13 protein-coding genes are annotated in these 13066 nt (G+C 61.3%); 7 read left to right on the forward strand and 6 right to left on the reverse strand.

Going from position 1 to position 13066, the window contains the following annotated elements; genetic code table 11:
- Positions 1-9: 9 nt before the first annotated feature.
- Complete coding sequence (garD, locus tag QRN41_RS00845; protein ID WP_034095888.1) at positions 10-1563, forward strand: galactarate dehydratase; 1554 nt, start codon at positions 10-12, stop codon at positions 1561-1563.
- 164 nt (positions 1564-1727) lie between these two features.
- Complete coding sequence (locus QRN41_RS00850; protein ID WP_034136974.1) at positions 1728-2669, forward strand: AEC family transporter; 942 nt, start codon at positions 1728-1730, stop codon at positions 2667-2669.
- Here the strand turns inward: QRN41_RS00850 and QRN41_RS00855 are convergent.
- The 6 genes from QRN41_RS00855 to gatC all read right to left on the reverse strand — a co-directional run bounded on the left by QRN41_RS00855 (position 2666) and on the right by gatC (position 7898).
- Entirely contained in the window at positions 2666-3046 is a 381-nt protein-coding gene (locus tag QRN41_RS00855) for a carboxymuconolactone decarboxylase family protein (protein WP_034095890.1), read from the reverse strand. The genes QRN41_RS00850 and QRN41_RS00855 overlap by 4 nt on opposite strands.
- Positions 3043-4089: a calcium/sodium antiporter gene (locus QRN41_RS00860; protein WP_167417326.1), complete on the reverse strand. Its 1047-nt coding sequence runs from the start codon at positions 4087-4089 to the stop codon at positions 3043-3045. Before QRN41_RS00860 ends, QRN41_RS00855 begins: the two co-directional genes overlap by 4 nt.
- Positions 4090-4156: 67 nt before the next feature.
- Positions 4157-4528 (reverse strand): septal ring lytic transglycosylase RlpA family protein, encoded by a 372-nt coding sequence (locus QRN41_RS00865; RefSeq protein WP_034095892.1) that lies wholly within the window; start codon positions 4526-4528, stop codon positions 4157-4159.
- Positions 4529-4686: 158 nt separating this feature from the next.
- Positions 4687-6132 carry an Asp-tRNA(Asn)/Glu-tRNA(Gln) amidotransferase subunit GatB gene (gene gatB / locus QRN41_RS00870; protein WP_034095893.1) on the reverse strand — a complete coding sequence of 482 codons (1446 nt, stop codon included), beginning with the start codon at positions 6130-6132 and terminating at the stop codon, positions 4687-4689.
- Between the two features lie 10 nt (positions 6133-6142).
- A complete protein-coding gene (gene gatA / locus QRN41_RS00875) occupies positions 6143-7594 on the reverse strand; it encodes an Asp-tRNA(Asn)/Glu-tRNA(Gln) amidotransferase subunit GatA (protein WP_285421071.1) in 1452 nt (483 codons plus the stop codon).
- A 16-nt stretch (positions 7595-7610) separates the two neighbouring features.
- Positions 7611-7898, reverse strand: a complete 288-nt coding sequence (gene gatC / locus QRN41_RS00880) for an Asp-tRNA(Asn)/Glu-tRNA(Gln) amidotransferase subunit GatC (protein WP_167417305.1) — start codon at positions 7896-7898, stop codon at positions 7611-7613.
- A gap of 210 nt (positions 7899-8108) precedes the next feature.
- Between gatC and mreB the strand changes: the two genes are divergently transcribed.
- The 5 genes from mreB to rng all read left to right on the forward strand — a co-directional run bounded on the left by mreB (position 8109) and on the right by rng (position 13057).
- Positions 8109-9146 (forward strand): rod shape-determining protein MreB, encoded by a 1038-nt coding sequence (mreB, locus tag QRN41_RS00885; RefSeq protein WP_002555108.1) that lies wholly within the window; start codon positions 8109-8111, stop codon positions 9144-9146.
- A gap of 140 nt (positions 9147-9286) precedes the next feature.
- A complete protein-coding gene (gene mreC, locus QRN41_RS00890; protein ID WP_167417325.1) occupies positions 9287-10393 on the forward strand; it encodes a rod shape-determining protein MreC in 1107 nt (368 codons plus the stop codon).
- Complete coding sequence (gene mreD, locus QRN41_RS00895; RefSeq protein WP_034136979.1) at positions 10393-10881, forward strand: rod shape-determining protein MreD; 489 nt, start codon at positions 10393-10395, stop codon at positions 10879-10881. The genes mreC and mreD overlap by 1 nt, the downstream gene beginning before the upstream one ends.
- A gap of 51 nt (positions 10882-10932) precedes the next feature.
- Positions 10933-11529 carry a Maf family protein gene (locus QRN41_RS00900; RefSeq protein WP_285421072.1) on the forward strand — a complete coding sequence of 199 codons (597 nt, stop codon included), beginning with the start codon at positions 10933-10935 and terminating at the stop codon, positions 11527-11529.
- A 70-nt stretch (positions 11530-11599) separates the two neighbouring features.
- Complete coding sequence (gene rng, locus QRN41_RS00905; RefSeq protein WP_010213134.1) at positions 11600-13057, forward strand: ribonuclease G; 1458 nt, start codon at positions 11600-11602, stop codon at positions 13055-13057.
- Positions 13058-13066 lie beyond the last annotated feature (9 nt).

Here is a 13066-nt window from a genome sequence, read left to right on the forward strand (position 1 = left end):
GTTCGTGTAATGCAGTTGATTGAACATGCCGACTCGCCGCGCTCGATTCGTTTGCACGAGCGCGACAACGTAGTGATCGTGGTCAACGACCAGGGCGTGCCGGCCGGGACCGAGTTCCCGGACGGCCTGGTGACCGTGGACTTCATCCCCCAGAGCCACAAAGTGACCCTGGAAGATATTCCCGAGGGCGGTCAGATTATTCGCTACGGCCAGACCATCGGGTATGCCTTGGCGCCGATTCCGCGTGGCAGTTGGGTCCAGGAAGATCAACTGCGCATGCCCACCGCGCCACCGCTGGATAGCCTGCCGCTGTCTACCGAAGTGCCCGAGGGCCAGGCGCCGCTGGAGGGCTATACGTTCGAGGGCTACCGCAATGCCGACGGCACCGTCGGCACGCGCAATATCCTGGGCATCACCACCACGGTGCAGTGCGTGACCGGCGTGCTGGACCACGCGGTCAAGCGCATCAAGGATGAGTTGCTGCCCAAGTACCCCAATGTCGATGACGTGGTGGCGCTGACTCACAGCTACGGCTGTGGGGTGGCGATCACCGCGACGGATGCCTACATCCCGATCCGTACCGTGCGCAACCTGGCGCGCAACCCGAACCTGGGGGGCGAAGCCCTGGTGATCAGCCTGGGCTGTGAGAAATTGCAGGCCGGCCAGGTGATGCACGACAACGACAGTTCCGTCGACTTGAGCGAGCCGTGGCTGTATCGGCTGCAGGACTCCAGCCACGGTTTCACCGAGATGATCGAGCAGATCATGGAACTGGCCGAAGTGCGCTTGAAGAAGCTCGACCAGCGCCGCCGGGAAACCGTGCCGGCGTCCGAGCTGATCCTGGGCATGCAGTGCGGCGGCAGTGATGCGTTTTCCGGTATCACCGCCAACCCGGCCCTGGGCTACGCCTCGGACTTGTTGCTGCGGGCCGGCGCGACGGTGATGTTTTCCGAAGTCACCGAAGTGCGTGATGCCATCTACCTGTTGACCTCTCGCGCACAGACGAAAGAAGTGGCCGAAGAGTTGGTCAGAGAAATGGATTGGTACGACCGTTACCTGGCCAAAGGCGAGGCAGATCGCAGTGCCAACACCACGCCGGGCAACAAGAAAGGCGGGTTGTCGAACATTGTCGAGAAGTCGTTGGGTTCCATCGTCAAGTCCGGCAGCAGCGCAATCAACGGCGTGCTCGGCCCTGGCGAGCGCTTCAAGGGCAAGGGCCTGATCTTCTGCGCCACTCCAGCCAGCGACTTCGTGTGCGGCACGTTGCAACTGGCGGCGGGGATGAACCTGCATGTGTTCACCACCGGTCGTGGTACGCCCTATGGGCTGGCGATGGCGCCGGTGGTTAAGGTCTCGACGCGTACGGAGCTGGCGCAACGCTGGCCGGACCTCATCGACATTGACGCCGGCCGTATCGCCACCGGGCGCGCAAGCATTGAGGAGCTGGGCTGGGAGTTGTTTCACTTTTACCTGGACGTGGCCAGCGGCAAGAAGAAAACGTGGGCCGAGCATCACAAGCTGCACAACGACATCACGTTGTTCAACCCGGCGCCGATTACCTGAGACCGAGGCGTCTGCATCGGGGGCAAGCCCCCTCCCACACTTGAAGGTATTCACAATTCAAACTGTGGGAGGGGGCTTGCCCCCGATAGCGGTCTAACAGGCACCCCTGAGCTGTATGGCTTATCATTAGCCACCTAACGACGCTCACCAAGGTTCTCTCCGGCATGCTGGCTATCTTCCTCACCACCCTTACGATCACCGCGCCGGTGTTTGCCATGCTGTTTCTGGGAGTGCTGCTCAAGCGCATCAACTGGATCAACGACAACTTTATCCACACTGCATCGTCCCTGGTGTTCAACGTCACCATGCCGGCGCTGTTGTTCCTGGGCATCCTGCATGCCGACCTGCACTCGGCGCTCAAGCCGGGCCTGCTGATCTACTTTTGCGTCGCCACGCTGGTGAGCTTTGCCCTGGCTTGGGGGTGGGCGATCTTTCGTTGCCCCAAGGAAGATCGCGGCATCTACGCCCAAGGCGCGTTTCGCGGTAATAACGGCGTGATCGGCCTGGCACTGGCGGCGAGCATGTATGGCGACTACGGCATCTCCCTCGGCGCGATCCTCGCGGCGTTGGTGATCCTGTTCTACAACACGCTGTCGACCATCGTGCTGGCGGTGTATAGCCCGGTGATCAAGTCCGACCCGTGGAGCATCTTCAAAAGCGTGGTCGCCAACCCGCTGATCATCAGCGTGATCACAGCCGCGCCGTTCGCTTACTTCAAGATCGGTTTACCGGGCTGGTTGGAAAAGTCCGCACAGTACCTGGCAGACACCACCTTGCCACTGGCCTTGATCTGCATCGGCGGCACCTTGTCCCTGGCGGCGCTGCGCAAGAGTGGCAGCATGGCGTTAAGCGCGAGCCTGATGAAAATGATCTGGCTGCCGCTGCTCGCCACGCTCGGCGCGTGGCTGCTGGGCTTTCGTGGGGCGGAACTGGGGATTCTGTTCTTGTACTTCGGAGCGCCGACCGCAGCTGCCAGCTTTGTGATGGCCCGGGCGGCCGAGGGCAATCATGAACTGGCGGCGGCGATTATCGTGATCACCACGCTGATGGCGGCGGTGACCACGAATATCGGTATTTTCGTGTTGCAGGCCGGGGGCTGGATCTAGGCGTCTTTCTGGTAGCTGTCGATCACTTCCTGCGCCGCTCGAAACGCATCGATGGCGGCCGGCACCCCGGCGTACACCGCGCAGTGCAGCAGGGCCTCGCGGATCTCTTCTACGCTACAGCCATTGTTCAACGCGCCACGTACGTGGCCTTTGAGTTCTTGCGGGCACTTGAGCGCGGTCAGGGCGGCGAGGGTGATCAGGCTGCGGGTCTTGAGGGGCAAACCGTCGCGGTTCCACACGGCGCCCCAGGCGTGCTCGTTAACGAAGTCTTGCAGCGGCTGGGTGAAGTCCGTGGCGTTGCCCAGTGCGCGGTCGACAAACGCGTCGCCCATCACCTGGCGCCGCATCTCAACTCCAGGTGTTTTCTGCTCGGTCATGACGATTCCCTCTTGTGTTGGCGGCGCCAGGCTCGCAGCGTGCTGAACAACAGAAACGCCACCAGCACTGGCAGGATGTAATACACCATCAAGTGTTCAAGTTTGTTGGCCAGGGGCATGCCGGTGGTGAACGACATCACATGCAGCCCATACGCCAGGTACAAGCCCAGCAGCACCAAACCTTCGGCACGGGTCACGCGGTAGCCGGTATAGAACACCGGCAGGCACAGCACCACTACGCCGAGCATCACCGGCAAATCGAAAACCAGTGCGTTGGGCGAGACCGACAGCGGCGACGGCGCCAGCACCGCTGTCAGGCCCAGCACACCCAGCAGATTGAACAGATTGCTGCCGATCACGTTGCCCACGGCGATTTCCCGCTGCCCACGCAGGGCGGCGATCAGGGAGGTGGCCATGCACGGCAGCGAAGTGCCGACGCCGATCAGCGTCAGGCCGATGATGCGTTCCGACAGGCCCAGGTCGCTCGCCACATCCACCGCCGCACCGAGCAACAAGTGCCCGGCCAGCACCAGCACCAGCAAACCGCCCAACATCAGCAGCGCGCTGCTCAGCCATGGTGCCTGGGCCACGGTGTCGAGGGTACGCGGCCGCCGTGAGTGGCGGGTCTGGTAGTGCAGCACACCGAGGTAGGCGATCAGCGCCACCAGCAGCAGCGCGCCATCGACCGGCGTAAGTTCCTCGTTGGCGGCCAGGGTAAATACCAGCAGCCCGGCGAGGATCATCACCGGAATATCCAGGCGTACCAGTTGTCGCGAAACCCGCAGCGGGATGATCAGCGCAGAAAGGCCCAGGGTCACCAGGATGTTGAAGATGCTGCTGCCAATCACACTGCCCACGGCAATGTCGGTATTGCCGGCCAAGGTGGCTTGCAGGCTGACCGTCATCTGCGGTGCGCTGCTGCCGAAGGCGACGATCGTCAGACCGATGATCAATGGCCGCACCTTGAGGCTGGCGGCCAGGCGCACCGCGGCGCGTACCAGAATTTCGGCGCCGATGATCAGCAGCAACAGGCCGCTGATCAGTTCCAGCAGGCTCCAGGGGGAGAGGGCGGTTAATCCGAAAATGGCCAGGGCTCCTTTGCGTTGTGGTTCAGTTGCTCAGGGCCTGCACGCGAACCCGTGCGGTGCCGCTGCTCAGCATGCCCAGTTGCTCGGCTGCCTTGCGTGAGAGGTCGATCAGTCGCCCACGGGTATGCGGGCCGCGATCATTGATGCGCACCACCACGGAGCGGTCGTTGTTCAGGTTGGTCACCTTGACCTGGGTGCCGAAAGGCAGTTGCCGATGGGCGGCGGTCAGGGCGTTCTGGTTGAAGGGTTCACCGCTGGCAGTCTTCTTGCCGTGGTGTCTGGCGCCGTAATAGGAAGCGGTGCCGGTTTCGTCGTAGCCGTTGGGGTCGATGATGCCGCTGGCGCAACCGCCTAAAAGAGAGAACAGGGCCAGGAGGCCGAGTAGACGCTTCATTTCCAGGTTACCCCGTTACAAATGTGGGAGGGGGCTTGCCCCCGATAGCTGATTGTCAGCCGCCACTGGGTTGACTGAATCACCGCTATCGGGGGCAAGCCCCCTCCCACAGGGAGTCCGAGTTAAGCGTGAAGTCTCACTCGGACCATTCATCGTTGTCAGCCTTCAAGCTTGCTTTTGAGCAGTTCGTTTACCTGTTGCGGGTTGGCCTTGCCCTTGGACGCTTTCATGGCCTGGCCGACAAAGAAGCCGAACATCTTGCCGCGCTTGGCTTCGTCCGCCGCACGGTACTGCTCGACCTGCTCGGCATTGGCCGCCAGCATTTCATCGAGAACGGCCGAGATGGCGCCGCTGTCGGTGACTTGCTTGAGGCCGCGCTTTTCGATGATCTCATCGGCACTGCCTTCGCCGCTGGCCATGGCTTCGAACACGGTCTTGGCGATTTTGCCGGAGATGGTGTTGTCCTTGATGCGCAGCAGCATGCCGCCCAGTTGCTCGGCGGTGACCGGTGCTTCGTCGATTTCCAGGCCCTGCTTGTTCAGCAGGCTGCCCAGCTCGACCATCACCCAGTTGGCCGCCAGTTTGGCGTCGCCGGCAATGCTCACGACTTTTTCGAAGTAGTTCGCTTGCTCGCGGCTGGAGGCCAGCACGCTGGCGTCATAGACCGACAGGCCGAACTGCGCCTGGAAGCGCTCGCGTTTCTGCTGTGGTAATTCCGGCAGGGTGGCGCGGATGTCATTGAGGAACGAGTCCTCCAGCACCACCGGCAACAGGTCCGGGTCGGGGAAGTAGCGGTAGTCGTTGGCTTCCTCTTTGCTGCGCATGGCGCGGGTTTCGTCTTTGTTCGGGTCGTACAGGCGCGTCTGCTGGATGACCTTGCCGCCGTCTTCGATCAGTTCGATCTGACGACGCACTTCGCTATTGATCGCTTTCTCGATGAAGCGGAACGAGTTGACGTTCTTGATCTCGCAGCGGGTGCCGAACTCGACCTGGCCCTTTGGGCGAATCGACACGTTGCAGTCGCAACGCAGCGAGCCTTCGGCCATGTTGCCGTCGCAGATGCCCAGGTAGCGCACCAGGGCGTGGATGGTCTTGACGTAGGCCACGGCCTCCTTGGCGCTGCGCATGTCCGGCTCGGAGACGATTTCCAGTAGCGGAGTACCGGCGCGGTTCAGGTCGATGCCGGTGGCGCCAGGGAATTCCTCGTGCAGGCTTTTGCCGGCGTCTTCCTCAAGGTGCGCGCGGGTCACTCCGACACGTTTGATGGTGCCGTCTTCCAGCGGGATATCCAGGTGGCCCTTGCCGACGATCGGCAACTCCATCTGGCTGATCTGGTAGCCCTTGGGCAGGTCCGGGTAGAAGTAGTTCTTGCGTGCAAATACGTTGTGCTGGCCGATTTCGGCGTCAATCGCCAGGCCGAACATCACCGCCATGCGCACCGCTTCTTCGTTCAGCACCGGCAACACGCCGGGCATGCCCAGGTCCACCAGGCTGGCCTGGGTGTTGGGCTCGGCACCGAAAGTGGTGGCGCTACCGGAGAAAATCTTCGATTGGGTGGCGAGCTGGGTATGAATCTCCAGCCCGATCACGACTTCCCATTGCATAGTGTTCTCCTCAGAAGCCGGTAGGGGTGCGAGTGTGCCAGTCAGTCTGCAACTGGTACTGGTGCGCCACATTGAGCAGGCGGCCCTCCTGGAAATACGGGGCGAGCAATTGCACGCCTACCGGCAGACCGTCGACGAAACCGGCCGGCATGGACAAGCCTGGCAAGCCCGCGAGGTTGGCGGTGATGGTGTAGAGGTCTTCCAGGTACTCGGCGATCGGGTCGCCGGTCTTGGCGCCGATCTTCCAGGCCGGGTTCGGCGTGGTCGGGCCGAGGATCACGTCGACTTGTTCGAAGGCGGCCATGAAGTCGTTCTTGATCAAACGACGGATTTTCTGCGCCTTGAGGTAGTACGCGTCGTAGTAGCCGGCCGACAGGGCATAGGCGCCGACCATGATGCGGCGCTGCACTTCGGCACCGAAGCCTTCGCCACGGGAGCGTTTGTACAGGTCGGTCAGATCCTTTGGATTCTCGCAGCGATAGCCGAAGCGCACGCCGTCGAAGCGCGACAGGTTGGAGGAGGCTTCCGCCGGCGCGATCACATAATAGGCAGGAATCGCGTGCTGGTTGTTCGGCAGGCTGATTTCCTTGATCACGGCGCCGAGTTTTTCCAGCTCCTTGATGCTGTTGTTCACCAGCTCGGCAATGCGCGGGTCGAGGCCGGCGCTGAAGTATTCCTTCGGCACGCCGATGCGCAAGCCCTTGATCGAAGTGTTGAGGCTGGCGCTGTAGTCCGGCACCGGTTCATTGATGCTGGTGGAATCCTGCGGGTCGAAGCCGGCCATGCCTTGCAGCAACAGTGCACAGTCTTCGGCGGTGCGTGCCAGCGGGCCGCCCTGATCGAGGCTGGAGGCGTAGGCGATCATGCCCCAGCGGGAAACGCGACCGTAGGTGGGCTTCAAACCGGTGAGGTTGGTGAACGCCGCCGGCTGGCGAATCGAGCCACCGGTGTCGGTGGCGGTGGCGGCCGGCAGGAAACGTGCGGCAACGGCGGCTGCCGAACCGCCGGAGGAGCCGCCCGGCACATGTTCCAGGTTCCACGGGTTTTTTACCGCGCCGAAGTAGCTGGACTCGTTGGCCGACCCCATGGCGAATTCGTCCATGTTGGTCTTGCCCAGGGTCACGGCCCCGGCTGTCGCCAGCTTGGACACCACGGTGGCGTCATAAGGCGCCTTGAAGTTGTCGAGCATCTTCGAGCCGCAGCTGGTGCGAATGCCCTGGGTGCAGAACAGGTCTTTGTGGGCGATCGGGGCGCCCAGCAGTACGCCGGTCTCACCGCTGGCGCGACGGGCGTCGGCGGCCTTGGCCTGGCTCAGGGCCAGTTCTTCGGTGAGGCTGATGAAGCTGTTGACCTTGGGGTCCAGCTCGGCGATACGCGCCAGCAGGGTCTTGGTCAGCTCTTCGGAGGAAAACTTTTTATCGGCGAGACCGCGGGCGATCTCGGCCAGAGTCATGTGATGCATGAAAGGCTCTTTCCCTTTAGTCGATGACTTTCGGAACCAGGTACAGGCCGTTTTCGACCGCTGGCGCGATGGACTGGTAGGCCTCGCGATTATTGCGCTCGGTCACCACGTCTGCGCGCAGGCGCTGGCTGGCTTCCAGCGGGTGAGCCAGGGGCTCGATGCCGTCGGTGTCGACGGCCTGCATTTGGTCAACCAGCCCGAGAATGCTGTTCAGGGCTGCGGTGGTCTGTGGAAGATCGGCTTCATTCAGGCCAAGCGAGGCCAGATGAGCGATTTTTTCCACGTCGGAGCGTTCAAGCGCCATGGGAATCTCCTGTGGAAAACAGAACGGAGGCTGTCCGTGTGTTAGATTGTCGGAACACTACCGCATTTCTACGGTCTTACGGCCGCGATTGTGGGGGTTGGTGCACAGAAAGTCGGCCAATTTAGCACATTGGCGCCTTGCCCAAAATCCCTGTCGTTGTTAGAGTTTGCCGCACTTTTTTACCCACGCGTTGCCTAGGGTCCCTTTCCCATGTTCAAGAAACTGCGTGGCATGTTTTCCAGCGATCTTTCCATTGACCTGGGCACTGCCAACACCCTTATTTACGTGCGCGAGCGCGGTATCGTTCTGAATGAGCCATCGGTTGTGGCCATTCGGACCCATGGTAATCAGAAAAGTGTCGTTGCCGTCGGCACCGAGGCCAAGCGCATGCTCGGCCGGACACCCGGCAATATTGCCGCCATTCGTCCGATGAAGGACGGCGTGATCGCCGACTTCAGCGTCTGCGAAAAGATGCTGCAGTACTTCATCAACAAAGTTCACGAAAACAGTTTTTTGCAGCCCAGCCCTCGTGTGCTGATCTGTGTGCCTTGCAAGTCCACCCAGGTGGAGCGTCGTGCCATCCGTGAATCGGCCCTCGGCGCCGGTGCCCGCGAAGTGTTCCTGATCGAAGAGCCTATGGCTGCCGCCATCGGTGCCGGCCTGCCGGTTGAGGAAGCGCGCGGTTCGATGGTGGTGGATATCGGTGGTGGTACTACCGAAATCGCCCTGATTTCCCTGAACGGAGTGGTGTACGCCGAATCCGTCCGCGTGGGCGGCGACCGTTTCGACGAAGCGATCATCACCTATGTGCGTCGTAACTACGGCAGCCTGATCGGCGAATCCACCGCCGAGCGCATCAAGCAGGAAATCGGTACGGCCTACCCGGGCGGCGAAGTGCGTGAAGTCGACGTTCGCGGTCGCAACCTGGCCGAAGGTGTTCCTCGCGCCTTCACCCTGAACTCCAATGAAGTGCTGGAAGCTCTGCAAGAGTCCCTGGCTACCATCGTTCAGGCGGTGAAAAGCGCCCTAGAGCAATCGCCGCCGGAATTGGCGTCCGATATCGCCGAGCGCGGCCTGGTCCTGACGGGTGGTGGCGCCTTGCTGCGCGACCTCGACAAGTTGCTGGCCCAGGAAACCGGCCTGCCGGTGATCGTTGCCGAAGACCCGCTGACCTGCGTTGCCCGGGGCGGTGGTCGTGCACTGGAAATGATGGATAAACACACCATGGACCTGCTCTCCAGCGAATAAGACATTGCTGGTTTGCCCATGCGTCGCCCGCAGGCAGCACTTTGCAGTGCTGCCTGTTGGCGTTTATCTTCTTCAATCTGCATCCAGGCCGGTTTGATGCCGTATGAATAAAGAGAATATTTGCCTGGGAGGAGCGGCCTATTAAACCGCTTTTCGCCAAAGGCCCCTCATTGGGCGTGCGCTTATTGGTGCTGGTCGTGCTTTCGGTCGCGCTGATGGTGGTGGATGCGCGCTTCGCACTGCTTAAGCCGGTGCGCAGTCAGATGTCGCTGGTGTTGATGCAGACTTACTGGATCACCGACCTGCCGCAACGTCTCTACCAAGGCGTGGCCAGCCAATTCGGCAGCCGCACCGAGCTGGTCGCCGAGAACGAAAAACTCAAGACTGAAAACCTGCTGCTGCAGGGGCGCATGCAAAAGCTCGCGGCCCTGACCGAGCAGAACGTTCGGCTGCGCGAGTTGCTCAATTCTTCTGCGCTGGTCAACGAAAAGGTCGAAGTGGCCGAGTTGATCGGCATGGACCCAAACCCCTTTACCCATCGCATCATCATCAACAAGGGTGAGCGCGACGGCGTGGTCCTGGGTCAGCCGGTGCTGGATGCGCGTGGCCTGATGGGCCAGGTGGTGGAGCTGATGCCCTACACCTCGCGGGTACTGTTGCTGACGGACACCACCCACAGCATTCCTGTGCAGGTCAACCGCAACGGGCTGCGCGCCATTGCCAGCGGCACCGGCAACCCCGAGCGCCTGGAGCTGCGTCATGTGGCCGATACCGCCGACATCAAGGAAGGCGACCTGTTGGTCAGTTCCGGCCTGGGTCAGCGCTTTCCGGCGGGTTACCCGGTGGCGACGGTCAAGGAAGTGATCCACGATTCCGGCCAGCCCTTCGCCATTGTGCGCGCCGTGCCTACCGCTGCCTTGAACCGCAGCCGCTACCTGTTGCTGGTATTCAGCGATAACCGCACCCCTGAAGAGCGCGCCAATGATGCCGCGCAGGCCCAGGAGGCGGAAGACCAAAAGAACGGCACCACGCCGATTGTCCCCGCAACGGTGCCCAAGCCCGCTTCGGCAACCCCCGCGGCTCCAGCAGCAGCCCCGGCAGCGACTGCCCCCGTGGCCACGCCGGCCAAGCCTGCGGCCCATGGCACGCATTCGGTCAAGCCCGCATCCACTAAGCCGCCCGCAACCAGCGCGCCGGCCGCCAAGCCCCCTGCGGCTCCAGCTACCACGCGGCAGAGGGAGGAATAATGGCCAGTCATCATTCGCGAAATGTGTGGATAGTGTGGTTGACCTTTGCCATTGGTTTGCTGCTCAGCGTGTCGCCGCTGCCTCAGTTCATGGAGATCCTGCGCCCGCTCTGGCTGGCGCTGTTGCTGGCGTTCTGGTCCCTGAACCTGCCGCATAAAGTGGGCATGGTCACCGCCATGTTTCTGGGCTTGGCGGAAGACGTGCTCTATGGCACCTTGCTGGGCCAGAACGCGTTGATCCTGACCCTGATTACGTTCCTGGTGTTGTCGTTGCAGCAGCGTCTGCGCATGTTTCCGATGTGGCAGCAATGCTTGGTGATTCTGGTGATTTTCGGCCTGGCGCAGTTGGTGCAGCTGTGGCTCAGTGCCCTGACCGGCAACCGTCAACCAACCCTGGCGCTGGTGTTGCCCGCGCTGGTCAGTGCCTTGCTGTGGCCGTGGATCAGTTTCGGTCTGCGCGGGTTACGTCGTCGCTACAAGATCAATTGAACGGATTGCGAGGCTCTGCCTGGTTATCGAACCCTACAGGGAGAGTCTGCAATGAATACCCTTTATCTGGCCTCCGGCTCTCCCCGGCGGCGTGAACTGCTGACTCAGATCGGTGTGCCTTTCACCGTTGTCAGTGCCGCTATCGATGAAACTCCCTTTGCCAATGAATCCGCTGTTGCCTACGTCGAGCGTCTCGCGCGCGGCAAGGCCATGGCAGGTTTCGCCGCGCTTGGGCAAGCCTCGGCGGCTTGTGTATTGGGCGCCGATACCGCTGTGATCGTGGACGGCCTGATCCTCGGCAAGCCGGTGGATCAGGCCGACGCTTTGGCCATGTTGATGGCCTTGGCAGGGCGTGAGCATGAAGTTCTAACCGCGATTGCCCTGACTGACGGCCAGCGTTGTGAAACGCAATGTGTCAGCAGCCTGGTACGTTTCCGCGCAATTAGCGTGGAAGAGGCGACCGCCTATTGGCGCAGTGGCGAGCCCCAGGACAAGGCGGGCGGCTATGCTATTCAAGGGCTTGGATCGATTTTCGTCACCGGGCTCAACGGCAGCTATTCCGCCGTGGTTGGCCTGCCGGTGTGCGAAACCGCACAACTGCTCGCCCAATTCGGCATACCCTGTTGGCAAAACCTTACTGTGCGCTGAACGCCTGACTCCAGCGCCCAGCCTTAAGCGATCGGTCACTATTGTGAAAACGCCTGAACGAGACCCAGCCATGAGTGAAGAGATTCTGATCAATATCACGCCGATGGAATCGCGCGTGGCGGTGGTAGAGAACGGTGTTCTGCAAGAAGTGCACGTCGAGCGTACTCAGAAACGCGGGATCGTAGGCAATATCTACAAAGGCAAAGTCGTGCGGGTATTGCCGGGGATGCAGGCGGCATTCGTCGACATCGGCCTGGACCGTGCCGCGTTCATCCACGCTTCGGAGATCTCGCTGCGCGAAGGCCCGGCGGTCGAAAGCATCAGTGCCCTGGTGCACGAAGGGCAGAGCCTGGTGGTGCAAGTCACCAAGGACCCCATCGGCTCCAAAGGCGCGCGCCTGACCACGCAACTGTCGATTCCGTCGCGCTACCTGGTGTATATGCCGCGTACCGCGCATGTCGGCATATCCCTGAAGATCGAAGACGAAGCCGAGCGCGAGCGCCTGAAAAAAGTGGTCAGCGACTGCGTAGCCGCCGAGGGCATCAAGGAAGCAGGTGGTTTTATCCTGCGCACCGCCGCCGAAGGGGCCGGCGCTGACGAGATCCTCATGGACATCCGTTATCTGCGGCGGTTGTGGGACCAGATCGGCGCACAGATCAAGACTATCGGTGCGCCCAGCGTGATCTATGAAGACTTGGGCCTGGCCCTGCGTACCCTGCGCGATTTGGTCAGCCCAAAAATTGAGAAAATTCGCATCGACTCGCGGGAAACCTTCCAGCGCACCACGCAATTCGTTGCAGAGCTGATGCCGGAAATCGCTGACCGCCTGGAGCACTACCCCGGTGAACGGCCGATTTTCGACCTGTATGGCGTCGAGGACGAAATCCAGAAAGCCTTGGAGCGCAAGGTGCCGCTCAAGTCCGGTGGCTATCTGGTGGTGGACCCGGCAGAGGCCATGACTACCATCGACGTCAACACCGGTGCGTTCGTCGGCCATCGCAACCTTGAAGAAACCATTTTCAAGACCAACCTCGAAGCGGCCACGGCTATCGCCCGCCAACTGCGCCTGCGCAACCTGGGCGGCATCATCATCATCGACTTCATCGACATGGAAGATGAAGAGCATCAGCGCCAGGTGTTGCGCACCCTCGAAAAACAGCTGGAACGCGATCACGCCAAGACCAATATCATCGGCATCACCGAGCTGGGCTTGGTGCAGATGACCCGCAAGCGCACCCGTGAGAGCCTGGAACAAGTGCTGTGCGAACCGTGCAGCAGTTGCCAGGGACGTGGAAAGCTGAAAACCCCTGAAACGGTTTGCTATGAGATTTTCCGGGAAATCTTACGAGAGGCGCGGGCTTACCAGGCCGAAGGTTATAGAGTGCTTGCCAATCAAAAAGTGGTCGACCGTTTGCTGGATGAAGAGTCCGGTAACGTCGCCGAACTTGAGGGGTTTATCGGTCGCACGATTCGCTTTCAGGTCGAAACCATGTATTCCCAGGAACAATACGACGTGGTGCTGCTCTGATCCCGCAAT

The organism is Pseudomonas sp. efr-133-TYG-23 (assembly GCF_030209215.1).
Classification (GTDB): domain Bacteria; phylum Pseudomonadota; class Gammaproteobacteria; order Pseudomonadales; family Pseudomonadaceae; genus Aquipseudomonas; species Aquipseudomonas rhodesiae.